This window comes from Serratia sp. BNK-33-b, from assembly GCF_048684565.1.
Classification (GTDB): Bacteria; Pseudomonadota; Gammaproteobacteria; order Enterobacterales; family Enterobacteriaceae; genus Serratia; species Serratia marcescens.
In genome coordinates this window covers 1415168-1440989 of the sequence record NZ_JBLQTZ010000001.1, presented here as the reverse complement: position 1 = coordinate 1440989, position 25822 = coordinate 1415168, and the positions used below count along the sequence as shown (strand labels likewise).

General features: G+C 58.1%; 21 protein-coding genes. 12 read left to right on the top strand and 9 right to left on the bottom strand.

From position 1 onward, the window contains the following. Positions 1 to 41: 41 nt before the first annotated feature. Both osmE and ACMGGK_RS06785 read right to left on the bottom strand, forming a co-directional pair. Positions 42 to 371 carry an osmotically-inducible lipoprotein OsmE gene (osmE, locus tag ACMGGK_RS06790; protein WP_004935874.1) on the bottom strand — a complete coding sequence of 110 codons (330 nt, stop codon included), beginning with the start codon at positions 369 to 371 and terminating at the stop codon, positions 42 to 44. A 127-nt stretch (positions 372 to 498) separates the two neighbouring features. Then, positions 499 to 966 (bottom strand): DUF1348 family protein, encoded by a 468-nt coding sequence (locus tag ACMGGK_RS06785; RefSeq protein WP_197817739.1) that lies wholly within the window; start codon positions 964 to 966, stop codon positions 499 to 501. 106 nt (positions 967 to 1072) lie between these two features. Between ACMGGK_RS06785 and ACMGGK_RS06780 the strand changes: the two genes are divergently transcribed. Further along, positions 1073 to 1651 (top strand): TetR/AcrR family transcriptional regulator, encoded by a 579-nt coding sequence (locus ACMGGK_RS06780; protein WP_097101627.1) that lies wholly within the window; start codon positions 1073 to 1075, stop codon positions 1649 to 1651. Here the strand turns inward: ACMGGK_RS06780 and ACMGGK_RS06775 are convergent. Both ACMGGK_RS06775 and ompC read right to left on the bottom strand, forming a co-directional pair. Beyond that, positions 1645 to 2061: a VOC family protein gene (locus ACMGGK_RS06775; RefSeq protein ID WP_079450283.1), complete on the bottom strand. Its 417-nt coding sequence runs from the start codon at positions 2059 to 2061 to the stop codon at positions 1645 to 1647. The genes ACMGGK_RS06780 and ACMGGK_RS06775 overlap by 7 nt on opposite strands. A gap of 151 nt (positions 2062 to 2212) precedes the next feature. Continuing rightward, positions 2213 to 3343, bottom strand: a complete 1131-nt coding sequence (gene ompC, locus ACMGGK_RS06770) for a porin OmpC (protein WP_028127739.1) — start codon at positions 3341 to 3343, stop codon at positions 2213 to 2215. Positions 3344 to 4038: 695 nt separating this feature from the next. On the opposite strand from ompC, the gene ACMGGK_RS06765 reads away from it, so the two are divergent. Genes ACMGGK_RS06765 through rcsB form a run of 4 tightly spaced genes read left to right on the top strand, consistent with a single transcriptional unit; the run spans position 4039 to position 9021 of the window. Beyond that, on the top strand, positions 4039 to 4446 hold the full coding sequence (locus ACMGGK_RS06765; protein WP_028127740.1) for a DUF4186 domain-containing protein: 408 nt from the start codon (positions 4039 to 4041) through the stop codon (positions 4444 to 4446). A 54-nt stretch (positions 4447 to 4500) separates the two neighbouring features. Further along, a complete protein-coding gene (locus tag ACMGGK_RS06760) occupies positions 4501 to 5655 on the top strand; it encodes an MFS transporter (RefSeq protein ID WP_048324445.1) in 1155 nt (384 codons plus the stop codon). A gap of 20 nt (positions 5656 to 5675) precedes the next feature. Further along, a complete protein-coding gene (rcsD, locus tag ACMGGK_RS06755) occupies positions 5676 to 8378 on the top strand; it encodes a phosphotransferase RcsD (protein ID WP_420276770.1) in 2703 nt (900 codons plus the stop codon). Next, complete coding sequence (rcsB, locus tag ACMGGK_RS06750) at positions 8371 to 9021, top strand: response regulator transcription factor RcsB (RefSeq protein ID WP_004935900.1); 651 nt, start codon at positions 8371 to 8373, stop codon at positions 9019 to 9021. The genes rcsD and rcsB overlap by 8 nt, the downstream gene beginning before the upstream one ends. 61 nt (positions 9022 to 9082) lie before the next feature. Here rcsB and rcsC read toward each other — a convergent pair whose 3' ends face one another. Both rcsC and gyrA read right to left on the bottom strand, forming a co-directional pair. Next, positions 9083 to 11944: a two-component system sensor histidine kinase RcsC gene (rcsC, locus tag ACMGGK_RS06745; protein WP_143778397.1), complete on the bottom strand. Its 2862-nt coding sequence runs from the start codon at positions 11942 to 11944 to the stop codon at positions 9083 to 9085. Positions 11945 to 12110: 166 nt separating this feature from the next. Further along, the gene (gene gyrA / locus ACMGGK_RS06740) at positions 12111 to 14753 is read right to left on the bottom strand and encodes a DNA topoisomerase (ATP-hydrolyzing) subunit A (RefSeq protein WP_028127742.1); all 2643 of its coding nucleotides are present in this window, start codon (positions 14751 to 14753) and stop codon (positions 12111 to 12113) included. A gap of 212 nt (positions 14754 to 14965) precedes the next feature. Between gyrA and ubiG the strand changes: the two genes are divergently transcribed. The 4 genes from ubiG (at position 14966) to yfaE (ending at position 19880) form a co-directional block, all read left to right on the top strand. Further along, complete coding sequence (ubiG, locus tag ACMGGK_RS06735; protein ID WP_004935909.1) at positions 14966 to 15691, top strand: bifunctional 2-polyprenyl-6-hydroxyphenol methylase/3-demethylubiquinol 3-O-methyltransferase UbiG; 726 nt, start codon at positions 14966 to 14968, stop codon at positions 15689 to 15691. Positions 15692 to 16129: 438 nt separating this feature from the next. Further along, positions 16130 to 18418 carry a class 1a ribonucleoside-diphosphate reductase subunit alpha gene (gene nrdA / locus ACMGGK_RS06730; RefSeq protein ID WP_016926928.1) on the top strand — a complete coding sequence of 763 codons (2289 nt, stop codon included), beginning with the start codon at positions 16130 to 16132 and terminating at the stop codon, positions 18416 to 18418. 67 nt (positions 18419 to 18485) lie between these two features. Then, a complete protein-coding gene (gene nrdB, locus ACMGGK_RS06725; RefSeq protein ID WP_004935915.1) occupies positions 18486 to 19616 on the top strand; it encodes a class Ia ribonucleoside-diphosphate reductase subunit beta in 1131 nt (376 codons plus the stop codon). A 3-nt stretch (positions 19617 to 19619) separates the two neighbouring features. Further along, positions 19620 to 19880 (top strand): class I ribonucleotide reductase maintenance protein YfaE, encoded by a 261-nt coding sequence (gene yfaE / locus ACMGGK_RS06720; RefSeq protein ID WP_016926927.1) that lies wholly within the window; start codon positions 19620 to 19622, stop codon positions 19878 to 19880. A 59-nt stretch (positions 19881 to 19939) separates the two neighbouring features. Here the strand turns inward: yfaE and ACMGGK_RS06715 are convergent, their stop codons facing one another. Continuing rightward, positions 19940 to 20092, bottom strand: coding sequence for a Hok/Gef family protein (locus ACMGGK_RS06715; RefSeq protein ID WP_004935921.1), 153 nt, complete (start codon positions 20090 to 20092; stop codon positions 19940 to 19942). Between the two features lie 253 nt (positions 20093 to 20345). Between ACMGGK_RS06715 and ACMGGK_RS06710 the strand changes: the two genes are divergently transcribed. Beyond that, complete coding sequence (locus tag ACMGGK_RS06710) at positions 20346 to 20768, top strand: FAD-dependent oxidoreductase (RefSeq protein ID WP_420276769.1); 423 nt, start codon at positions 20346 to 20348, stop codon at positions 20766 to 20768. Here the strand turns inward: ACMGGK_RS06710 and ACMGGK_RS06705 are convergent. Further along, positions 20758 to 21954, bottom strand: a complete 1197-nt coding sequence (locus tag ACMGGK_RS06705) for a nicotinamide mononucleotide deamidase-related protein YfaY (RefSeq protein ID WP_049300056.1) — start codon at positions 21952 to 21954, stop codon at positions 20758 to 20760. The genes ACMGGK_RS06710 and ACMGGK_RS06705 overlap by 11 nt on opposite strands. 245 nt (positions 21955 to 22199) lie before the next feature. Between ACMGGK_RS06705 and tyrP the strand changes: the two genes are divergently transcribed. Further along, complete coding sequence (gene tyrP, locus ACMGGK_RS06700) at positions 22200 to 23408, top strand: tyrosine transporter TyrP (RefSeq protein ID WP_015378562.1); 1209 nt, start codon at positions 22200 to 22202, stop codon at positions 23406 to 23408. 61 nt (positions 23409 to 23469) lie between these two features. Here tyrP and ACMGGK_RS06695 read toward each other — a convergent pair whose 3' ends face one another. Further along, positions 23470 to 24009 carry a YfaZ family outer membrane protein gene (locus ACMGGK_RS06695; RefSeq protein ID WP_004935943.1) on the bottom strand — a complete coding sequence of 180 codons (540 nt, stop codon included), beginning with the start codon at positions 24007 to 24009 and terminating at the stop codon, positions 23470 to 23472. 338 nt (positions 24010 to 24347) lie between these two features. Between ACMGGK_RS06695 and katA the strand changes: the two genes are divergently transcribed. After that, positions 24348 to 25784, top strand: coding sequence for a catalase KatA (gene katA, locus ACMGGK_RS06690; RefSeq protein ID WP_015378563.1), 1437 nt, complete (start codon positions 24348 to 24350; stop codon positions 25782 to 25784). The last annotated feature ends 38 nt before the right edge of the window (positions 25785 to 25822 follow it).

Here is a 25822-nt window from a genome sequence, read left to right as displayed (position 1 = left end):
GCCCCGCGAAAGCGAGGCTTTTATGTTCGGCTGAAACGCGTTTACTTCGGCTGCGAATCGTAGTCGGAACAGGTTTGATAGCCCTTGTTCATGACATGGCCCGTGTCGTTGTAGCTGACAAAGTACGTTTGCACTTTGCCATCGCGCGGCGCGACCGCATAGGTATCGCAAGTGCCTTGCGCATGAATCAGCGTGGCGGACGTCGACGGCGGACCGGCAATCGCCCGCACCTGCTGCTTGGTCATCCCTACTTTGACATCGCTGACCACCGGCTCATTGACATAACTGGTTGCACGGTCATAGGCGGTGCAGCCGGCAAGAATGGAAAATACCGCCGCAGTACCGACGGCCAAAACCAACTTCTTCGTCATAGCTTGTCCTCTTGGAGTACGTTTGTTGTCCCCTAAGTCTAGAAGCGGAAAGGCTTTTCTACAAATTCCCGTTTGTCGATCGGTGCGCTTTTTCTCGCGATCGGCCGGCGCGGGCACGACATCGGATTCAAAAGCCGAAATCGCTCAGCGACGGGACATCGTCCGGGCGCCGACCGAGTGGCCAATGAAAACGCCGATCCTGTTCGCGAATCGGCATGTCGTTGATGCAGGCATGGCGGTTAATCATCAGCCCCTCCTGATTGAACCCCCAGTTTTCATTGCCGAAGCTGCGATACCAGTTGCCGGAATCGTCGCGCCACTCATAGGCGAAACGCACCGCGATGCGCGCGCCGTCAAACGCCCACAGTTCCTTAATCAGCCGATACTCCAGCTCTTTCGCCCACTTACGTTGCAAAAATGCGACCACCGCCGCGCGGCCGTCGACAAATTCCGCGCGGTTACGCCAGTGGGTATCGAGGGAATACACCTGCGACACCCGCTCAGGATCGCGGCTGTTCCAGGCATCCTCCGCCAGCCGCACCTTCTCGATAGCGGATTCGCGGGTAAAAGGCGGCAATGGGGGTTTAATGCTCATGCTTATCTCCTGAGTGAAGGCATGTAGACAATTCTGTCTACATCATTACGCTAGCGCATGTAGACAGAGTTGTCTACAATCACTCGAAAATAGCTTGGAGAAAATGATGACCGTCGATCGCAATACCTTACCCGCCCGCCAGCGCATCCTGCTGACGGCTCACGATCTGTTTTATCAGGAAGGGATCCGCGCCACCGGCATCGATCGCATCATCAAAGAATCAGGCGTCACTAAGGTGACGTTTTACCGCCACTTTCCCAGCAAGAACGATTTGATTACGGCGTTTTTGGCCTATCGCCACCAGCAGTGGCTCACCTGGTTCAGCACAGCGCTGGATCGCCATGTGGCACAAACCGGCGGGTTGCTGCCGGCGCTGGCGCCCTGCCTGGCGGAATGGTTCGACGATCCGCGCTTTCGCGGCTGCGCGTTTATCAATACGGCGGTAGAAATCGCCGACCTGCTGCCGGAAAGCCTGCAAATCGCCGGCCGGCATAAGCGGCAAATGGCGGATGAACTGGCGCGTCACCTGCCCGCCGGCCCACAGCGGGAACAGCGGGCGGCAATGCTGGCGATGCTGATCGACGGCGCCATCGTCAGAGTGCAGATAGAGCGGCAACCGCAGGCCGCGCTGCAGGTGCTGAATGCCGCGTTGGACATGTTGGCGCAAGGCGGGTTCGATCAGTAATTGGCCCAAATGCCCGGCGTCACCAGTTCCAACAGGTGGGCGTCGGGATCGCGAAAATAAATGCTCTCCCCGCCGTGTTCCCAGCGCATCCGCCCCTCAATCTCCACGCCGTTGTCCACCAGATGCCGTTCCCAATGCGGCAGTTGCTCTTTCGTCACCGCCAGCCCGATATGCGCCGGCCCCACGCCATCGTGCGCAGGAATAAACCCGGTCGGATAGTGCGCCCCGCGCAGCGAATCACCTTCGATAAACAGCAACAGTACGCTCCGATCGCCGACGTTGTAGGCGCGAAACCGTTCATTGGCGGCCATCGTCGGCAGCTTCAGCACCTCCCGGTAAAAAGCGTCCGCGCGTTCAATATCGCTGACGTACAGCACCGTTTCGATCACCTTGTCGATCTTGAGTTCCATATCACCTCCGCTCTGTTTTCCGTTCTGACAGCGTAGGTCGAACAGAGGCGCTCCGAAGCGCTTCCCGAGCCGACAACGGATCAATCCGTGCTTTTTACCAGCAAAAAAAACGCGGCCCAAAGGCCGCGCTGTGTCATTCACACGCTGGTGCTTAGAACTGGTAAACCAGGCCCACGGCAACCACGTTGTCGGTGTTGATGCCGGCAGCGTCGGTGAAATCGTTGTTGTCCACCAGGTTGATTTTGTAATCAACATAGGTGGACATGTTTTTGTTGAAGAAGTAGGTCGCACCCAGGTCGACGAATTTGACCAGATCTTGATCGCCGTAGTCCTTGCCGTTACCGGCGCGGCCCAGGTCTTTACCTTTGGTCTGGTTATAGCCGACGAACGGACGCAGACCGAAGTCGAACTGGTAGTGCGCATAGGCTTCGAAGCTCTGCGCCTTGTTGGCGTAGCCGTAAACGCTGCTGTCGGAGCTGCCGAAACGCGCCGCGTTGTAGGACTGGGTGAACATCACCGCCAGATAGACGTCGTTGGCGTCATATTTCAGACCGCCGGAGTAGCCTTCGGCCTTGTCGCCGCGGCCCATAATATTGCGGTACGCGCCGGCGCCGTTCTGCTCGCTGGTGCGGCGAGAGTTAAAGAAGGCGCCAGCCGCGCTGATGCCGTAGCCCATGTCATAGCTCATGGACATGCCGTAGCCTTCGCCGTTTTGGCCCAGAACGTCACGACCGTTGTTGGTCTCTTCGCCGTTGCCGTTTTTACCCTGGTACTGCAGGGCGAAGTTCAGGCCGTCAACCAGACCGAAGAAGTCGTTGTTACGGTAGGTCGCCAGGCCGCTGGAACGCTGGAACATGAACTGGTCGGCGCCGTAGGTCATACCGTCGAACTCAGGCTGCAAGTCGGTATACGCCGCGACGTCGTACAGCACGCCGGTGTTACGGCCGTAGTCGAAGGAGCCGTAGTCGCCGAATTTCAGACCGGCGAAGCCGTAACGGGTGAAGTTCTTGTTGTCCTGGCTTTCAGCGTGATTCAGGTTCGCCTGATATTCCCACTGGCCGTAACCGGTCAGCTGATCGCTGATTTGCGTTTCGCCGCGCAGGCCAAAACGCATATAAGACTGATCGCCGTCCACGCCGTTGTCGCTGGAGAAATAGTGAAGACCGTCGACTTTACCGTACAAATCCAGTTTATTACCGTCTTTGTTGTAGATTTCCGCCGCGCCTGCTGTGCCTGCAACCAGCAGTGCGGGTACCATCAGAGAGAGTACTCGAAGTTTCATCGTTATTATCCTCGTTAATTATGTCGAGCTACGGCCACTGCCCTTTTCGAGCATTATTAGCACGACTGTGCATTACCATTCTGGTAACAAGGGTTATATTAATCCAGAAAGAAAATGATACCAAGTATCCGATAGTGTTTCATTGTAATTAATAAAGGTTTCAAAATGTAAATGCGCGCGAACTTTCACAAAACATTACAGACAAACAAAATAAAGCACTTAAAGACAAAGAATAGATTAATTGATAAAAAATCATGTAGTTATACATATCTTTAAGAAAAAAAAGCCAACCATACAATTGAGCCAGACAATAAGCACATTGTGCCAAAACGCAGCCCACACGCAGCCGCTATAATCACCTCGCTATCATCATTATTTTCATTATTACCTTCATTATCCGAAGATAATTTCTGCATTCCTTTAACCGGCTTCTGGCCGGTTTTTTATTTTCCTCCATACTCTCCTCACAATTTCAGCCCGTACAAATAGCACGCAAATAAATAACCTAATGATATAGTTTCATTAATTCACTTTCGCACTAATTGCTAATCTTTTTCCTTATTTTAGTCTACAAATTGAACTTGCTTTTCATTTCGTGCTTTATCGCATCAATTATTTCCCGCCGCAGGCACCATTAGCCGCCGAGTTTCAGTTCTGGTAATCTGAAAAAAGCGCACCTTCCGCGAGTAAAATTCATGATGCCCTTTCAACCCGACGTGCTGTGGCGGCGGCTGCAAAGTTCCCCCTTCCGCGCTCGCTTCCGTTTAAATGCCAAAGACCAGACTTATCTCGATGGCAAGGGATTGCCGCTGATCCTCAGCCATGCCCGCGATTTTATCGACCGCCGCCTGGCCGCCGCCCATCCTAAAAACGACGGCAAGCAAACCCCGATGCGTGGCCACCCGGTGTTCGTCGCCCAGCATGCCACTGCCACCTGCTGCCGCGGCTGTCTGGAAAAGTGGCACGGCATAGCGCAAGGCGTCGCACTGGACGAGCAGCAAAAGGACTATATTGTCCAGGTTATCGCGCTGTGGCTGGTGCGCAGAGGCGGCGCCGGGGATGTGTCGGGCACGAATATTTTCGACCCGGATCGCGGATTGTGATAAAAACTGTCAGTAACTTTCACCATTCTTTTGACCCAAGATCCTGACGCTTACATGACAGCCACCTTGTGCAATGAACAGCAAACGCCCGGCGTTCCTCAACAGATCGCCACCCGTCTGGCCTTTTTCGTCGCCGGTCTCGGCATGGCCGCCTGGGCGCCGCTGGTCCCCTTCGCCAAAGCGCGCATCGGTATCGATGATGGCTCGCTCGGCCTGTTGCTGCTCTGTATCGGCGCCGGCTCCATGCTGGCGATGCCGCTGACCGGTTTCCTGACCGGCAAACTGGGTTGCCGTGCGGTGATCCTGATGGCCGGGCTCGGGTTGTGCATCGATCTGCCGCTATTGGCGCTAATGGATTCCCTCGGCGGCATGGCCGCGGCGCTGCTGCTGTTCGGTGCGGCGATCGGCATGATCGACGTAGCGATGAACGTGCAGGCGGTGATCGTCGAACGCGCCAGCGGCAAGGCGATGATGTCCGGTTTTCACGGTTTCTTCAGCATCGGCGGCATTGCCGGCGCCGGCGGCGTCAGCGCGCTGCTGTGGCTGGGGCTGACGCCGCTGCAATCCACCCTGCTCACCGTGCTGGCGGTGATCGCGCTGCTGACGCTGGCCAGCCGCCATCTGCTGCGTGAGAGCGGCGCCGATGACGGCGGGCCGATGTTCGTCTTGCCGCGCGGCTGGGTGATGTTCATCGGCATTCTGTGCTTTATCATGTTTCTGGCGGAAGGATCGATGCTCGACTGGAGCGCGCTGTTTCTCACCACATTGCGCGGCGTCGAACACAGTCAGGCCGGTCTGGGCTATGCGCTGTTTTCCATCACCATGACGCTCGGCCGGCTCAATGGCGATCGGGTGGTGAACTCGCTGGGCCGCTACCGGGTGCTGCTGCTGGGCAGCCTGTGCGCCGCTCTCGGCCTGAGCCTGGCCATCGCCTTCAATCACGCGACCGTTTCGCTGGTCGGTTTCATGCTGGTCGGGCTGGGCGCCTCGAACGTCGTACCGATCCTGTTCAGCGCCGCAGGCAACCAGCGCGACATGCCGGCCAATTTGGCGATCGCCTCCGTCACTACCGTCGGCTATGCCGGTATTCTGGCCGGCCCGGCGTTGATCGGCTTCATCGCTCAGTTTTCCAGCCTGACGGCGGCCTTCGCTTGCGTAGCCGTTCTGCTGTTGGCGGTGGCCGCCAGCGCCAGGGCCGTCACTCGCTGATTCAGGAATGCGCAGCCACTATGCAAAATAAACAATTGACCATAAGCTCCAGCAACATTACCCGCTGCTTCCTGCTGTTTATCGTGCTGCTGACGATCGGCATCGGCCTGTATGGCTACAACTACACCAACGCCTGGCTGGCGGAAAAGAAGTACACGCTGAACAGCATCGCCGGTTCGCTGCAAAAGCGTATCGATGCCTACCGCTATATGACCTATCAGGTCTATGACAAATTCGGCAATGCGCCGGCGCAGAATGTCGATCCCGGTTTGCAGGAAACCCGCCTGCGGCCCGATGTCTATTATGTCGAGAAACCGCACAAGAAAACCGACGCGGTGATCTTCGGCAGCCATGACGAAAACACGCTGGCGATGATCGCCAATATCTCGGACTACCTGGACACCCGCTGGGGCGCCAAGACCGAGAACTACGCCATGTATTACCTCAATGGTCAGGACAATAGCCTCAGCCTGATCACCACCCAGCCGCTCAAAGAGCTGGCTTCGCGCTTTCGGGAAAGCTACCTGACCACCTCGGCGGATGAACGCCGCGCCGAGATGCTGCAACAGGCCAATATGCTCGACGAACGCGAGAGCTTTTCCGACCTGCGCAAGCAGCGCTTCCAGAACGCCTATTCGTTCTCGATTCGCACCACGTTCAATCAGCCGGGGCATCTGGCGACGGTGATCGCCTTCGATTTGCCAATCAACGACATCATTCCGGCCAATCTGGCCCGCGCCAATTTCCTGCTGCTGCCGGACGATGTCGATCTCGACGATAGCGCCATCCCGGCGGACACCGTCCTCGGTACCCATGCGACGATGAGCGGTGGCTGGGTGGAGTTCAGCGCCGCTCTGCCCAATGCGCCGCTGAAGGTGGTGTATCGCGTTTCGGCCATCAATCTGGCCATCGATCTGCTGCGCAACAACATCTGGCTGATCGCAGTCAACTTGCTGCTGCTGGCGCTGTCGATGCTGAGCATCTACTTTATCCGCCGCCAGTACATTCGCCCGAGCGAAAACATGGCGGTAGAGCTGGAGGCCGAGCGCGCGCTGAATCAGGAGATCATCTCCAGCCTGCCCTCCGGCCTGCTGGTCTACAGCTTCGCCAACAATACGGTGATCGCCAGCAACAAAATCGCCGAGCACCTGCTGCCGCACCTCAGCCTGCAAAAGATCGCCCATATGGCCGAACAGCATCACGGGGTGATCCAGGCGACGGTCAACAACGAGGTGTATGAAATCCGCATTTTCCGCAGCCAGCTGTCGCCGGACACCTACCTGTTCCTGATGCACGATCAGGATAAAGAGGTGATGGTGAATAAGCGGCTGCAGCAGGCGCGGCGCGAATACGACAAAAACGTTCAGGCGCGCAAGCTGATGCTGCACAATCTTGGCATCGAGCTGAATCAGCCGGTACGCAAGATGCACGATCTGGTCGACCGTCTGCACAGCCGGCCGGATGAGGAACAACAGCAAGCGCTGCTGGGCCAGCTGACGGCGGCGTCGGCTTCGGTGCTGGAGTTGATCGATAACATCACCCTGCTGACCCGGCTGGAAACCCAGGACTGGCAACCCACGCGCGAGCCGTTCAACCCGACGGCGATGATCGACGAGTTGCTGCTGGAGGCCCTGCCTGCCCTTAATCAGAAGGGGCTGGCGCTGTTCAAGCATTTCCAGCTGGACGTCGAGCAGAACTATATCGGCGACGCCAACGCGCTGCGCAAGGTGATCTCGCTGCTGGTGCATTACGCCATTATCACCACCGCCTGCGGCAAGGTTTCTCTGGTTATCGACCATGAGCCCGAGCACCCTGACCGCCTGATTTTCCAAATCAACGACACCGGCTCCGGCATCTCCAACGAAGAGATCAGCAACCTTAACTATCCGTTCCTCAGCCAGACGCTGGTGGATCGCTTCAACCACGGTTCCGGCCTCACGTTCTTCCTGTGCAATCAGCTGTGCAAGAAGCTTAACGGCCAGTTGGACATTCGCAGCAAGGTGGATATCGGCACTCGCTACACCATTCGCGTCGCCATGGAGATGGAGAAAAAAGAGTCGAAGGAGCAGGAAAAGCTGCTCGACGGCGTCACCGCCTTGCTGGACGTTACGTCGGATGAAGTGCGCGGCATCGCGACTCGTCTGCTGCAGGCCTACGGCGCCGACTGCCTCGTCGCCGAAGATCGCGCGGTCAACCGCGATTATGACGTGCTGCTGACCGATAACCCGCAGCGCGCCGATGATTACACCCTGTTGCTGGCGACCGATGAACCGGGCTGGCAAGCGCTGGATAAACGCTACATTCGGGTGAACTATAATCTGAACGGCGCTTTAATCGACGCCGTGCTGATGCTGATCGAACAGCAAATGGCCGCGCTGGAACAGGAAGAAAGCCCGCTTTCATTGAGCTCAGAAGATATCCAACTCTATGAAAAACAATTGAAATCAAGTGATTACTATGGGCTGTTTGTCGATACAGTACCCGACGATGTCAAAAAACTGTATACTGAGGCGGGCAGCAGTGATTTCAATGCGCTGTCACAAACCGCACACCGCCTGAAAGGCGTGTTTGCCATGTTAAATCTGCTTCCCGGCAAGCAGCTGTGCGAATCGTTAGAACAGCGCATCGCAGAAGGTGATGCGCCCGAGATCGAGAATAACATCAGTCAGATTGATTTTTTCGTCAGCAGACTGCTGAAGCAAGGTAGCCAACAACATGAATAACCTGAACGTAATTATTGCTGATGACCATCCTATCGTACTGTTTGGCATCCGGAAGTCACTTGAGCAAATTGAATGGGTGAATGTCGTTGGGGAGTTCGAAGACTCAACCGCACTGATCAACAATCTGTCCAAGCTGGACGCCAACGTGCTGATCACCGATCTGTCGATGCCGGGTGACAAGTATGGCGACGGCATCACGCTGATTAAATACATCAAGCGCCACTATCCGCAGTTGTCGATCATCGTGCTGACCATGAACAACAACCCGGCGATCCTGAGCGCGGTATTGGATCTGGATATCGAAGGCATCGTGCTGAAACAAGGCGCGCCGACCGATCTGCCGAAGGCGCTGGCCGCCCTGCAAAAAGGCAAGAAGTTCACGCCGGAAAGCGTCTCCAAACTGCTGGAGAAGATCAGCGCCAGCGGCTATGGCGACAAACGCCTGTCGCCGAAAGAGAGCGAAGTGCTGCGTCTGTTCGCCGAAGGTTTCCTGGTGACCGAAATCGCCAAGAAACTCAACCGCAGCATCAAAACCATCAGCAGCCAGAAGAAATCGGCGATGATGAAGCTGGGCGTCGAAAACGACATCGCCCTGCTCAACTACCTCTCGTCCGTCAGCATGACGCCGTTGGACAAAGACTAAAGCCCGCCTCACGGCAGGTTAACGCCAAACAGGCACGGCATCCGCCGTGCCTGTTTGCTTTTCAGACCTCGCTGCGGTTGTAGCGTACCCGTTGGCTGTAATATGCCAGCGTCTGCTCCAGCGTCTCCAGCGTGACCGGCTTCGACAGGCAATTATCCATGCCCGCCTCGAGGCAGCGCTGTTTCTCTTCCGCCAACGCGTTCGCCGTCACGCCAATCACCGGCGCACTGAACTGCATCTGCCGCAGGGTCTGCGTCAGACGATAGCCGTCCATGTTCGGCATATTGACGTCGGTCAGCACAATATCGACGTGGTGCTGTTTCAGCACGCCGAGCGCGTCGACGCCATCATTGGCGGTCACCACCTGATACCCCAGCGACCCCAGCTGATCGGAAAGCAGGCGACGGTTGATCGGATGATCGTCAACCACCAGCAGATAAATATCGCCGTTGTCCGCCGCACTGGCCTTGGCGGGCACCGGCAGTTGCACCAGCGCCTCTGCCGCGCCGTTGCCGACGCCGAACAACCGGTTGATTAAGGTCAGCGTTTCACGCGGCGTAGAGGTGCTGTGCATCCAATAGCCCGGCCGGGTTTCCTGCGATGGACCGATATGTTCGGTGGAGAATTGGATCTGAGCCAGCAGCGGCGTGTTCATCATCAGCGGGTAATCGCTGAGCATCACCTCGCCGGCGGCGGTATCCTGCCCGTCATAGCGCTGGATATCGGCGCCGTAGCCGCCCAGAATCGCCATCAGGTAACTTTCCAGGCGCTGATTGCGGATATCCAGCCACAGCCGCCGGCCCTGCCAGGTATCGCTGGCCTGCGGGATCGGGAACTGGGCGTTAAACAATGGAATGCGAATGCTGAACAAGCTGCCCAGCCCCGGTTCGGACTCGACGAAGACGTCGCCGTCCATCAGGTTGACCAACTTCTCGCAGATCGCCAGCCCCAAGCCAGTTCCCTGGAAGTGGCGCTGCACGCCGGTCCCCACCTGGAAGAACGGATCGAACAGGCGCGAGATTTCCTTCTCCGGGATGCCGACGCCGGTATCGCGCACGCTGAACTCCAGGTAGCTGCCGCGGGTGCAGACCTGCAGCACGATACAGCCGGTATCGGTGAACTTGATGGCGTTGTTCACCAGGTTGGAGAGCACCTGCTGCAGCCGCACCGGATCGCCGAAAATGCGCTCCGGCACGTTCTGTTCGATAAAGCAGTACAGCCCCAGACGTTTCTTCACCACCAGCGGCAAATAGTTGCCGGCGATATGGGTGATCACCTCCAGGCAGGAGAACTCGCGCGGTTCGATCTTCAGCTGTTCGGACTCGATTTTGGAGAAATCGAGAATATCGCTGATGATTTTCAGCAGCAGGCCGGAAGAGTTATTCATCGCGTTGACCAGCCGATCGACCCCTTGCGGCAGCGCCTTGGTCTGCAGCAAATCGAGGTTGCCGATAATGCCGTACAGCGGCGTGCGCAACTCATGGCTGACGGTGGCCAGGAACATCGATTTGGACTGGCTGGCCTGCTCCGCTGCCGCCGCCATCTCCTGCAGCGACTCTTCCATCTTCACGCGCGCGCTGACGTCCACCAGCACGCAGATCGCCACCTCTTCGTTGCGGTAGCGCGAGTGGACAAAGCTGATCTGCAGGTTGTTGTTGTTGCTGGTCATCACATCGACGAAATTCGCCTGCTGTTCGCAAATGATGCGCGTAATGCGATCGCGATCTTCGTGGGTCAACAGGTTGATGTAGTTATGCGCCAGTTCGTTACTCAGGATATTGGTGCCGTCGCTGATACGCAGGATGCAGATGCCCACCGGCGCCGAGGCGACAATCTTGCGGTTGAACTGCTCGTGTTCTTCCAGACGGAAGGCGTTCTCCTCCGCCGGCAAGAACATCTTGCGCTCAAACAGCCAGGCCAGCGTGAACAGCACGATAGCCGATAACAGGTTCAGCAACAGCGCGTTGAGGATCAGCATCTTGAAGCGTTCCACCACGCTTTTCACCGGCAGCGCATAAACGATGCTCAGCGATGAAGGCGGCAACGCTTTCTTCAGGATCAGGTCGCGGTAATTGTCGACATAACCGAAGTAAGCATGCTCTTCGGGGTAGCTATTGAGCGCAGCGGCATAGCGATCGCCGTCCGCCAGACGCAGCACCGGCTCGTTGTTCTCATCCAACAGCGTGACGCCGATCGGCAGGCTGCCGGCGGTGACGAAATCTTCCAGCCGGACGGTTTGCTCGATGCCCAGCAGCGCCTCCAGCTTATTACCGATATAGAGAGGGGTCAGCACATACAGATAACCGATGTCGGGCCGCTGCGCGCTGGGGCTGATCCAATACAGGTTGTTGTCTTTGTCCAGATTCTTGGCGTTGCGGTATTTCAGAATGCGCTCATGCAGGGACTTCAGCACGTTTTCCCGATTGGCGCTCGCATTGCCGCCGCCGAATTCCGCCATACACAGGCTGTCGCCGCCGATGAAGAACACCCGGTTAAGATCGTAGGCCGCCACGAAGTTCTCTTTCCAATACTGGATCAGGCCGCTCAGCGAATCGAGCGAACTGCGGTAGGTGGTGCTCAGCGTGCAGTTGGACTCCGGGTACAGCGGAAAGAATTGCGGCGGGCTGCCTTTGCCGGGAAACACGCCGCTGAACATGTCCAGGCTGCTGACCGAACCGTTGAGGCGATTCTCCGCCATATACTTGATGTCGCGGATGATGTCGGCGGAATGGCGGATGTAGCCCTGCGCCTGATCGAAGTTGAGGTTGTACTCCTGGCGGATGTCAGATTCTTTCTGATGCAGGATATTCAGAATATAAAAGGTGGTGAGCAGCGCCCCCAACGACCACAGCAAAATCGCCAGCACCCGGAACAAGTAGCGGGATATTTTCAGCGTAGTTCGAAAAGAGGCTAAGTATTTCAATCGGATACCATACGAAAGTCAGTGACGGCGCGCGTTGTCGCCGGCGCGGCGGCCGGCGGCTCGGTGCGCCAATTAAACCATATAACTGAAAAAGGGCCTAGCATCGCTGCCAGGCCCTTTTGTCTCAGTGCATTACGCTGTCGGCATGCCGACGCCCTCACCTTGCTTAAACGTTGTCGTCGTCCACCGGCTCAGCCGCGTCGTCGCCATCGTCCAGCGGCGTGGTGTCTTCTTCCACCGCTTCCGCGCCCGGTTCCAGGCTGTCCAGCTCTTCGTCTTCCACCGGTTCGGCCACCCGCTGCAGACCGACGACATTTTCGTCTTCCGCCGTGCGGATCAGCGTCACGCCCTGGGTGTTACGACCGACCACGCTGACTTCCGAAACGCGGGTACGCACCAGCGTGCCGGCATCGGTGATCATCATGATCTGGTCGCTGGTTTCCACCTGCACCGCGCCGACCACCTGGCCGTTACGCTCGCTCACCTTGATGGAGATAACCCCCTGGGTGGCGCGTGACTTGGTCGGGTACTCGGTGACTGCAGTACGTTTACCGAAGCCGTTTTGCGTGACGGTCAGGATGTCGCCCTCGCCGCGCGGCACGATCAGTGAGATCACGCTATCGCCTTCGCCGAGGTTGATGCCGCGCACGCCGGTCGCGGTACGGCCCATCGAACGCACCTGCGTTTCCGGGAAGCGCACGACTTTACCGTTAGCGGAGAACAGCATCACTTCGTTGCTGCCGTCGGTCAGATCGACGCCGATCAGCTCATCGCCCTCGTTGAGGTTGACGGCGATGATGCCGGCGCTGCGTGGGCGGCTGAACTCGGTCAGCGCGGTTTTCTTCACGGTACCGCTGGCGGTGGCCATGAACACGTGGCGCCCTTCTTCATACTCGCGCACTGGCAGAATGGCGGTGATACGCTCGTCGGCTTCCAGCGGCAGCAGGTTGACGATTGGGCGGCCGCGCGCGCCGCGGCTGGCTTCAGGCAGTTGGTACACCTTCATCCAGTACAGGCGGCCACGGCTGGAGAAGCACAGGATCGTATCGTGGGTGTTGGCCACCAGCAGGCGATCGATAAAGTCTTCTTCTTTAATACGCGCGGCGGACTTGCCTTTGCCGCCGCGGCGCTGCGCTTCATAGTCGGACAGCGGCTGATACTTCACATAGCCCTGGTGAGACAGGGTCACCACCACGTCTTCCTGGTTGATCAGGTCTTCGATGTTGATGTCGGAAGTATTGGCGGTGATCTCGGTGCGGCGGCCGTCGTTGTACAGCTCTTTGACCGCCACCAGCTCTTCGCGGATCACTTCCATCAGGCGCTCTGGGCTTTCCAGAATAAAGATCAGCTCGGCGATAAAGTTGAGCAGCTCTTTATATTCGTCCAGCAGCTTCTCGTGCTCCAGGCCGGTCAGTTTCTGCAGGCGCAGATCCAGAATCGCCTGAGCCTGCTGCTCGGTCAGGTAGTATTTGCCGTCGCGGATGCCGAACTCCGGCTCCAGCCACTCAGGGCGAGCGGCGTCGTCACCGGCGCGTTCCAGCATGGCGCTGACGTTGCCCAGATCCCAAGGCTGCGCCACCAGCGCGACTTTCGCTTCCGCCGGGGTCGGCGCACGGCGAATCAGCTCGATGATCGGGTCGATGTTAGCCAACGCGATAGCCAGCGCTTCCAGAATATGGGCGCGGTCGCGGGCCTTGCGCAGTTCGAAGATGGTGCGGCGGGTGACCACTTCGCGGCGGTGGCGCACGAAGGCTTCGAGGATGTCTTTCAGGTTCAGCAGTTTAGGCTGCCCCTGATGCAGCGCGACCATGTTGATGCCGAAGGTGACCTGCAGTTGCGTCAGCGCATACAGGTTGTTCAGCACCACTTCGCCGACCGCGTCACGTTTGACTTCGATCACGATGCGCATGCCGTCTTTATCGGACTCGTCGCGCAGTGCGCTGATGCCTTCCACGCGTTTTTCTTTCACCAGCTCGGCGATCTTCTCGATCAGACGCGCCTTGTTCACCTGATACGGGATCTCGTGAACGATGATGGTTTCGCGCCCGGTCTTGGCGTCGGCTTCCACTTCCGCGCGCGCGCGCAGGTAGACTTTGCCGCGCCCGGTGCGGTAGGCCTCTTCAATGCCGCGGCGACCGTTGATGATCGCCGCCGTCGGGAAGTCCGGCCCCGGGATGTGTTCCATCAGCCCTTCGATGCTGATGTTTTCATCGTCGATATAGGCCAGGCAGCCGTTGACGACTTCCGCCAGGTTGTGCGGCGGAATATTGGTAGCCATGCCCACGGCGATGCCCGACGAGCCGTTGACCAGCAGGTTCGGGATCTTGGTCGGCATGACGGCCGGGATCTGCTCGGTGCCATCATAGTTAGGCACGAAGTCAACGGTTTCTTTTTCCAGATCCGCCAACAGTTCGTGAGCAATCTTGGACATGCGCACTTCGGTATAACGCATCGCCGCCGCGGAGTCGCCGTCGACGGAGCCGAAGTTACCCTGACCGTCCACCAGCATGTAGCGCAGTGAAAACGGCTGAGCCATACGCACGATAGTGTCGTAAACCGCGCTGTCACCGTGCGGGTGATATTTACCGATCACGTCCCCGACGACACGGGCCGATTTCTTGTATGGTTTATTCCAGTCGTTACCCAATACGCTCATCGCGTACAGAACGCGGCGGTGAACCGGCTTCAGTCCATCACGAACATCTGGCAGGGCACGTCCGACAATAACGGACATCGCATAGTCCAGATACGAGTTTTTCAACTCGTCTTCGATGTTTACCGGTGTGATTTCTCTGGCAAGGTCGCTCATGGAGCTGCTATCCCTCTACTAATGATTCATCTGCCCGCTGCCATAGTGGCAAAGGTGTAAAACTATATCACAAAGCACGCTTTACGGGAAAATAACCGCCGCTGTTTCACGGAAATTGTGCAGATAAGTGCGCTAAAAACGCATCGGCACAGACGATGCCGCGCCGGAACATGTATAATCCGCGCAACGAGAACAAGGAGCCAGACAAGCCCATGAACGCAGAATCATCCAGCCGAGTGCAAAACGTTGACCACCAGGAAATCGCCAAGTTCGAGGCCGTCGCCTCCCGCTGGTGGGATCTGGAAGGCGAGTTCAAACCGCTGCACCGCATCAACCCGCTGCGCCTGAACTACATCATGCAGCGCGCCGGCGGCATTTTTGACAAGCAGGTGCTCGACGTGGGCTGCGGCGGCGGCATTCTGGCGGAGAGCATGGCGCGCGAAGGCGCCAAGGTAACCGGGCTGGACATGGGCGCGGAGCCGCTGCAGGTCGCTCGGCTGCACGCCCTGGAAAGCGGCATGGACGTCACCTATGTGCAAGAGACAGTGGAAAGCCACGCTCAGGCCAACCCGCAGCGCTACGACGTGGTCACCTGCATGGAGATGCTGGAGCACGTGCCGGATCCGGCCTCGGTGGTACGCGCCTGCGCCCAACTGGTGAAACCGGGCGGCCACGTGTTCTTCTCCACCATCAACCGCAACACCAAAGCCTGGCTGATGGCGGTGATCGGCGCGGAGTACGTGCTGAAGATGGTGCCGCAGGGCACCCACGATCATAAGAAGTTCATTCGCCCTTCCGAACTGATCGGCTGGGTCGACGGCACGCCGCTGCGCGAAAAACACATGATCGGCCTGCATTACAACCCGATCACCGATCATTTCAAGCTTGGGCGCAACGTTGACGTGAACTACATGGTGCACACCCAGCACGAAGGTTAAACGCGGTAAACCGCGCCGGCCCTGCATTACCGGGGGGCGGCGCCATTGACGTATTCGGAAAAATACCTAATTTTCGCGACTTCGATCAAAATAGCGGTTGTAAACAGTTTTTTAGAATATTAAATCAGATCAATATGCCGTTTTTTTCTAACGTTTAATAAAGCGCCAAACGATCGGTTTTTTCAGTTTTTAAGGAAAATCTGATCTCGCTTATTGACAAGCTTGTCGCGCCAGTCACGGCGCGCACTGCGAAAGGCAAGTGACATTTCACCCCCAAGTTATCCACAAATTAGGCGGGTTTTGTTCACTTGCAAACGCCGTTTTTTCTCACTATCTTGTTACCTCACCGACATACAACCCCTATATATAGTGTTTACATACTGAGCAGAGCGACTACACTTCTGCTTAGGGGCACCATACGGACAGGTAAAACACCACATGAACCAAAGTCTGCTTGTAACTAAACGCGATGGCCGTAAAGAGCGCATCAACCTCGACAAAATCCACCGGGTCATCGATTGGGCCGCAGAAGGATTACACAACGTCTCGGTTTCTCAAGTAGAGTTGCGTTCCCACATTCAGTTTTATGACGGCATCAAAACCGCCGATATTCACGAAACCATCATCAAAGCCGCTGCCGATCTGATCTCCCGCGATGCGCCGGACTATCAGTACCTGGCCGCTCGCCTGGCGATCTTCCACCTGCGCAAAAAGGCTTACGGCCAGTTCGAACCGCCGAAGCTGCACGCTCACGTGACGCGCATGGTCGAGATGGGCAAATACGATAAACATCTGCTGGAAGACTACAGCGCTGAAGAGTTCGAGCAGATGGACTCCTTTATCGATCACTGGCGCGACATGAACTTCTCTTATGCCGCCGTCAAGCAGCTGGAAGGCAAGTATCTGGTGCAGAACCGCGTCAGCGGCGAGATCTACGAAAGCGCCCAGTTCCTGTACATGCTGGTGTCCGCTTGCCTGTTCTCCAACTACCCGCGTGAAACTCGTCTGGACTACGTCAAACGTTTCTACGACGCGATTTCCACCTTCAAGATTTCGCTGCCAACGCCGATCATGTCCGGCGTGCGCACCCCAACCCGTCAGTTCAGCTCCTGCGTGCTGATCGAGTGCGGCGACAGCCTGGACTCCATCAACGCCACCTCCAGCGCCATTGTGAAATACGTTTCGCAACGCGCCGGCATCGGCATCAACGCCGGCCGCATTCGCGCGCTGGGCAGCCCGATCCGTGGCGGGGAAGCTTTCCATACCGGCTGCATTCCGTTCTACAAACACTTCCAGACCGCCGTCAAATCCTGCTCGCAGGGCGGCGTGCGCGGTGGCGCGGCAACGCTGTTCTACCCGATGTGGCACCTGGAAGTGGAAAGCCTGCTGGTGCTGAAAAACAACCGCGGCGTTGAAGGCAACCGCGTGCGCCACATGGACTACGGCGTGCAGCTGAACCGCCTGATGTACCAGCGTCTGATCAAGGGCGAAGACATCACCCTGTTCAGCCCGTCCGACGTGCCGGGGCTGTATGACGCATTCTTCGCCGATCAGGACGAATTCGAACGTCTGTACACCCAGTACGAAAAAGACGACAGCATTCGCCAGAAGCGCGTGAAAGCGGTTGAGCTGTTCTCGCTGATGATGCAAGAGCGCGCCTCTACCGGCCGCATCTACATCCAGAACGTCGACCACTGCAACACCCACAGCCCGTTCGATCCGCAGATCGCGCCGGTGCGTCAGTCCAACCTGTGCCTGGAAATCGCCCTGCCGACCAAGCCGCTGGAAGACGTCAACGACGAGAACGGCGAAATTGCGCTGTGCACCCTGTCCGCCTTCAACCTGGGCGCGATCGACAGCCTGGACGATCTGGAAGAGCTGGCGACCCTGGCGGTGCGTTCACTCGACGCCCTGCTGGATTATCAGGATTATCCGATCAAGGCCGCGCACCGTGGCGCGATGGGTCGTCGCACCCTGGGCATTGGCGTGATCAACTTCGCCTATTACCTGGCGAAAAACGGCGTGCGCTACTCCGACGGCAGCGCCAACAACCTGACCCACAAAACGTTCGAAGCCATTCAGTACTACCTGCTGAAAGCCTCCAACCGCCTGGCTCAGGAACAAGGCGCTTGCCCGTGGTTCAACGAAACCACCTATTCGCAGGGCATCCTGCCGATCGACACCTACAAGAAAGACCTGGATGCGATCTGCAACGAGCCGCTGCACTACGACTGGGAAACCCTGCGCAAAGAGATCCAGGAAACCGGTCTGCGCAACTCGACGCTGTCCGCCCTGATGCCGTCGGAAACCTCTTCGCAGATTTCCAACGCCACCAACGGCATCGAGCCGCCGCGCGGCCACATCAGCATCAAGGCGTCGAAAGACGGCATCCTGCGCCAGGTGGTGCCGGAGTATGAGCGTCTGAAAGACAACTACGAGCTGCTGTGGGAAATGCCAAGCAACGACGGCTATCTGCAGCTGGTGGGGCTGATGCAGAAATTCATCGACCAGTCGATTTCGGCCAACACCAACTACGATCCGACCCGCTTCCCGGGCGGCAAGGTGCCGATGAAGCAGCTGTTGAAAGACCTGCTCACCACCTACAAGTTCGGCGTGAAAACGCTGTACTACCAAAACACCCGCGACGGCGCGGAAGACGCCCAGGAAGATTTGCAGCCTGCCAAGGCCGGCGATGACGACTGCGAAAGCGGCGCCTGCAAGATCTAAAGTTTGACCTAGCGGGCCGGAGTTTTCCGGCCCCTTCATTTAGCCACGTTACGATGGATTCAGGCTTATGGCTTACACCACTTTTTCTCAGACCAAAAACGACCAGCTGCAAGAGCCGATGTTCTTCGGCCAGTCGGTAAACGTTGCGCGTTTCGACCAGCAAAAGCATGAAATCTTCGAAAAGCTGATCGAAAAACAGCTCTCCTTCTTCTGGCGCCCGGAAGAGGTTGACGTTTCCCGCGATCGCATCGATTATCAGGCGCTGCCGGAGCACGAGAAGCACATCTTCATCAGCAACCTGAAGTATCAGACGCTGCTGGACTCCATCCAGGGCCGCAGCCCGAACGTCGCCCTGCTGCCGCTGATCTCGATCCCTGAGCTGGAAACCTGGGTGGAAACCTGGTCGTTCTCCGAGACCATCCACTCCCGTTCCTACACCCACATCATCCGCAACATCGTCAACGATCCGGCGCTGGTGTTCGACGACATCGTCACCAACGAAGAGATCAAGAAGCGCGCGAAAGACATTTCCGGCTACTACGACGATCTGATCGAGATGACCAGCTACTATCACCTGCTGGGTGAAGGCACCCACCAGGTGAACGGTAAAACCGTCACCGTCAATCTGCGTGCGCTGAAGAAGCAGCTGTACCTGTGCCTGATGAGCGTGAACGCGCTGGAAGCGATCCGTTTCTACGTCAGCTTTGCCTGCTCCTTCGCGTTCGCCGAGCGCGAATTGATGGAAGGCAACGCCAAGATCATCAAGCTGATCGCTCGCGACGAAGCGCTGCACCTGACCGGCACCCAGCACATGCTGAACCTGATGCGTTCAGGTGCTGACGATCCTGAAATGGCGGAGATCGCCGAAGAGTGCCAGCAAGAGTGCTACGATCTGTTCGTGCTGGCCGCCCAGCAGGAGAAAGAGTGGGCGGAATACCTGTTCCGCGACGGCTCGATGATTGGCCTGAACAAAGACATCCTGTGCCAGTATGTGGAATACATCACCAATATCCGCATGCAGGCGGTCGGCCTCGGTCTGCCGTTCGAAACCCGCTCCAACCCGATCCCGTGGATCAACGCCTGGCTGGTGTCCGACAACGTGCAGGTAGCGCCGCAGGAAGTGGAAGTGAGCTCCTACCTGGTTGGCCAGATCGACTCGGAGATCAACGCCGACGACCTGAGCGACTTCGAACTGTAAGCGATGACGACGCCAACCGTGACGCTGCGCGCCGCCGGCACGCAGCTCTCTTGCCCTAACAGTGAAAACTGCCTGCTCGACGTGCTGGAACTGCACGACGTGCAGGTGGAGTACCAATGCCGCTCCGGCTATTGCGGCGCCTGCCGCCTGAAGCTGGTGAAAGGCGAAGTGGCCTACCGCCAACAGCCGCTGGCGTTTATCAACGCCGGCGAAATCCTGCCCTGCTGCTGCATGCCGCTGACGGATATCGAGCTGGAAATGTAAAGTCGGGTGCCGGAAACCGCGCCTGAAGACCAGAAGGCGGGGTTGCCCCCGCCCTAGGATTACCGCTTCACCTCACACGCCAACCTGATCAGGATAGTGATATTTTCCTGGTAGATTTTCAGCTCGCACAGCGAGTCTCTTATCATCCAGATAAATAACAAAACCGTAATACATACAACGGTTAGCGAGTGAAACACATGCCTTAAGCGCATGCTTGCCTCCTTGCTGTGAAGGGGCTACCATAACGGTGTCTAGGCGTTAGGGCAGCCCCATTCTGATTTGAGAGTCAGTCTGGGGCTTTCATCTATCCGCCTTGTCACACAATGCCCAAGACGAACAGTCTCAAGCACCCGTCAAGAGAGTAACAGCATTCCCTCACCGCGAATGTCCCCTATAAAATTATGATTAATCAGGGATATATAACTATCCTCACAGTATTTCGCTTAGCGCCCCTTTCCCGCCGATGTGGAAAAAAGCACCGCGTTGCGGGCGCGCGTACGGCATATCTCGCAAGGATGGGCGCCCGCCTTGCAAACGGCGTTAGCGTTGGCGGATCCCCTGTCGCTCAGCGTGCGGACGGTGCAGGTTACGGCGGCGATGCCGGAATGGCACAGCGAACGCATCGCCTTTCTCGGCGACGCCGTGCACGCCATGAGCCCGGCGGGTGGGCTCGGCGCCAACACCGCGCTGGTAGACGCCGCCAGCCTGGCGGCGCATCTGGCGCACTCAGACAGCGCCGGGCAGGTACTCAGGAACTACGGTACAGAACTGCAAACGCGAGGCGCGGCCGCAATACGTCTTTCACGCCTGGCGTCCGAACGGCTGATGCAGCGCGATGAGGCCGACAAGACGGGAGACTCAGCAACGCCGATGCCCGTCACTCGATAATTTCCACCACTTCCAGCCAGGCGTTTTTACCGCACGCCTGGCTCCCATTCAGCCAGCGGCGCAGCATATCCAACGCCAGCATCGCCACCGACTCCTGACGCAACCGCAGACCGTGGCGCGACGCGCGATAACGCACGGTCTGGCCAATGCCGCCGCGCGGCGTGTGCAGCGCAATGCTCACCTGCTCATCGCGCATGGCGCTGACCGCCAACGCCAACGGCGCGCCGGTCAATTCCGCCAGCGAGCGGGCGCGCGCCAGCGTCGTTTCCAGCGTTTCGATGCAGTGTGCCGGCAGCAGCTCGCCACCCGCCAGCGGCGCCCCTTCGCTCTGCAGCTGCAGATTGATCAAACCGCCACTGAACTGCTCGCTCAACGCCAGCTTCAGCCCTTGCTGATTCAGGCGCTGCGTCAGCGTCGCCGGCAACCCGTCGGTGCCTTCAAAAATGCAGTTGTCCCCCGCCACTTCGCGCACGCGTCGCCAGGCCAGCTCCATTTCCGCACGCCGGCTTTCCGGCCCGGTCAGCTTCAGTTCGATGATCGGGCTGGAGGAACGGTAACCCAATACCACATCCGGCGGCAGCGGCATGCCATCCAGCTCGGCGGCCAGATCGCTCTCGGAGGTGCCGAAGGTCGTCAGGCGCAGGCACAGCGGCGGCGCCGGCAAGGTGAAGCGCTGGCGCAGACGCGGTACGATCTGCTGCTCGACCATCACTTTGAATTCCGACGGCACGCCGGGGGTGAAGAACATCAGGCATTGGTTCAGCTGCAATGCGAACCCGCAGGCGGTGCCCACCGGGTTATCCAGCATTTCCGCGTTGGCCGGGATCTGCGCCTGCTTGCGATTGGAAGGGGCCATCGGCCGCCCGCGCTCGGCGAAATAGGCTTCCATGCGCGCCAACCAGTCAACCCGTTCGACCAGCTCTACGCCGCTGGCTTTCGCGGCGGCCAGCGCGCTGAGATCGTCGCTGGTCGGCCCCAGGCCGCCGTTGACGATCAACACATCGGCGATATGGCTGCGTTCCTGCAGGATCTCGATCAACGCAGAGAGGCTGTCCCCGACCGTTTCACGCCCGCTCATCGGCACCCCCTGCTGGAACAGGTAGTCCGCCAGCCAGGCGGCGTTGGTATCAATAATTTGCCCGTGCAGCACCTCATCGCCGGTGCTGAGCATCTCCACCCTTAACATTGATCTCTCCCACATTTTTTGGTCATTCCACTATAGAAGCCCGTAAATAACTTTTCACTAGCCGCCTTCGGATAATTTCAGCCTTGGGTCCGTTTCTCATGTGCCATGCCGGTCGCCGCAATGTAAATATTTATTTACATCATGCGTAACGCCGGTTTGACACGAATTAGGGCTTCCACTATCCTGCCATCCTCATAAATCGTTACCTATAATTTTCAAAATCTTTCGGCTGGTAGAGAAAAAACGTGAAGAATCGCACTCTTGGCAGTGTTTTTATCGTGGCGGGCACCACCATTGGCGCCGGGATGCTGGCGATGCCGCTGGCTGCGGCCGGCGTCGGCTTCGGCGTCACGCTGGCCTTACTGGTCGGGCTGTGGCTGTTGATGTGTTACACCGCGCTGCTGCTGGTGGAGGTTTACCAGCATGAGCAGGCGGATACCGGTCTGGGCACGCTCGCCAAACGTTATCTCGGCGGCGGCGGCCAGTGGCTGACCAGCTTTAGCATGATGTTCCTGATGTACGCCCTCACCGCCGCCTATATCAGCGGCGCCGGCGAACTGCTCGCCACCAGCATCAGCCAATGGACATCGCAGGACTTCCCTGTGTCGCTCGGCGTCCTGCTGTTCACCCTGGTGGCCGGCGGCGTGGTGTGCATCGGCACCCACTCGGTCGACTTGTTCAACCGCATCCTGTTCAGCGCCAAAGTGGTATTTCTGGTGGTGATGCTCGGCCTGATGTTGCCGAATATCCACCAAACCAATCTGATGACATTGCCGCTGGAGCAAGGCCTGGCGCTGTCGGCCATTCCGGTGATCTTCACTTCTTTCGGCTTCCACGGCAGCGTGCCGAGCATTGTCAACTACATGGGCGGCAACATTCGCAAACTGCGCTGGGTATTTATCATCGGCAGCGCCATCCCGCTGATGGCCTATATCTTCTGGCAGTTGGCGACGCTGGGCAGCATCAGCTCCGACACCTTCGTCGGCATTCTGGCGCAGCAGGCCGGGCTGAACGGCCTGTTGCAGGCGGTGCGCGACGCGGTGGCTTCGCCGCACGTTGAACTGGCGGTACACCTGTTCGCCGATCTGGCGCTGGCGACCTCGTTCCTCGGCGTGGCGCTCGGGCTGTTCGATTTCCTGGCCGACCTGTTCAAGCGGCAAGATAACGTGCGCGGCCGCCTGCAAACCGGCGCCATCACCTTCCTGCCGCCGCTGGCCTTCGCGCTGTTCTACCCGCGCGGCTTCGTGCTGGCGCTGGGATTCGCCGCCATCGCCTTGTCGGTGTTGGCGCTGCTGTTGCCTTCACTGCTGGTGTGGAAAACCCGCCAAAAGCATCAGGCGCAGTATCGCGTCTGGGGCGGTACGCCGGCGCTGGCGTTGGTGTTTGTCTGCGGGGTGACGGTGATCGCCATCCAACTGGGCATCGCCAGCGGCATGCTGCCGGCGGTCGGGTAAGCGACGAAAGACAAGAAATGATAAAGAGAAAGGGGCCGCAATGGCCCCTTTTTGCTGAGCGTCAGAAGCTCAGGCCCACGCCGACATAAGGGCCATCGGCCAGCGTATTGTCGCGACGCCCGTCTTTGCCTTCCATTTGCATGTAACGGTAGCCCACGTCCACGCTCAGCGGACGGAACTTCCAGCGCAGGCCGCCGCTGGCTTCGTTATAGGCCTTCACGCCGCTGGTGAAAGACTCAGGGGCAAAGTACCCTTCGCCGTGCAGGCTGAAGTAACGGTTAATTTCCCACTCCAGGCCGCCGCCCAGCGCCACCGCCCCGCCGCTCTTCCCATCTTTCGGGCTGAGGTACAGCGCTTTGGCGCCCACGGTCGCCGTCAACGGCCCCAGCGGCACGCCGAAGTTCAACCCCACGCTGCCGACGTTGCCGTCGTGGTCGCTGCGCGCCCAGTTGCCGGTCAGGCCAAGACCTGAAGAGCCGGTGCTCATGCCGACGCCCAGGTTGGTGTAGTGTTGCCCGGCTTCGCCCGACACGCTGATGGCGTTCGCCGCGCCGGTCACCAACAGCAATCCTGCCGCGCACGCGACCCAAGTCTTTTTCATCATCTTTCCCTCTGGTTTGTCATCCGTACCGAATGATCGAATCAACGCATAATAATAACGTCACGAGTCTATACCAAAGCGCAATGAGTATTTAAGGGATAAAAGCGAAAAAATTCTTCAATAATCAAATAAATGTAAAAATTTGCAAACAAAAATCCATATTCGTCAAGGCGATGCCAACGATAACCGAGACCTATTTGCCGTCGCTCGGCAATAGGGCTACAACTAGTAGTGGCTTTGACCAAGGTCAGGGGAAGAAGCCCCGCCAAAGGACTATGCTGATGAACGCTTAAACCGCCCGAGTCTTTACTTAACTGCACTACGATAAGGAGCAAGTGATGAGCAAGAAAGGACTGACCACCGCAGCCGGCGCCCCGGTTGTCGATAACAATAACGTGATCACCGCGGGCAAACGCGGCCCGATGCTGTTGCAGGACGTGTGGTTCCTGGAAAAACTGGCCCACTTCGACCGTGAAGTCATCCCCGAGCGTCGCATGCACGCCAAGGGATCCGGCGCCTACGGCACCTTTACCGTCACCCACGACATCACCCGCTACACCCGCGCCAAGATCTTCTCCGAAATCGGTAAGCAGACCGACATGTTTATCCGCTTCTCCACCGTCGCCGGTGAACGCGGCGCCGCCGACGCCGAACGCGACATTCGCGGCTTCGCCATGAAGTTCTATACCGAAGAAGGCAACTGGGATCTGGTGGGTAACGATACGCCGGTGTTCTATCTGCGCGATCCGCTGAAATTCCCCGATCTCAACCACGTGGTGAAACGCGATCCGCATACCAACCTGCGCAATCCGGTCTACAAGTGGGACTTCTTCTCCCACCTGCCGGAATCACTGCACCAGCTGACCATCGACTTCAGCGATCGCGGCATTCCGAAGTCCTACCGCCACATGCACGGCTTCGGCAGCCACACCTTCAGCTTTATCAATGCCGCCAACGAACGTTTCTGGGTGAAATTCCACTTCCGCTGCGAACAGGGTATTGAAAACCTGATGGATGAAGAGGCGGAAGCGATCATCGCCAAGGATCGCGAAAGCTCACAGCGCGATTTGTTCGAGGCGATCAAACGCGGCGACTTCCCGCGCTGGAAGCTGCAAATTCAGATCATGCCGGAACACGAAGCCTCTCAGACGCCATATAACCCATTCGATCTGACCAAGGTATGGCCGCACGGCGACTACCCGCTGATCGACGTCGGTTATTTCGAGTTGAACCGCAATCCCGACAACTACTTCTCCGAAGTCGAACAGGTGGCGATGAACCCCGCCAACGTGGTGCCGGGCATCAGTTTCTCGCCGGATAAAATGCTGCAGGGCCGTCTGTTCTCCTATGGCGATGCGCACCGCTACCGCCTGGGCGTCAACCATCACCAGATCCCGGTGAACGGCGCCAAATGCCCGTTCCACAACTATCATCGCGACGGTGCGATGCGCGTGGACGGCAACAGCGGCAACGGCGCCACCTACGAACCGAACAGCTTCGGCCTGTTCCAGGAGCAGCCGGACTTCAGCGAGCCGCCGCTGAGCATTGAGGGCGCGGCCGATCACTGGAACCATCGTGAAGACGACGATTACTACAGCCAGCCGCGCGCGCTGTTCAACCTGCTGAGCGCCGAAGAGCACCAGCGCATGTTCACCCGCATCGCCGGCGAACTGTCGCAGGTGCCGGAACAGATCCAGCGCCGTCAGGTCGAGCTGTTCACCAAGGTGCATCCGGACTACGGCGCCGGCGTCGCCAAGGCGTTGGGGCTGAAATAACCCTCCTGCAGCCATCCACTCAGCCGCCCTTTCGGGCG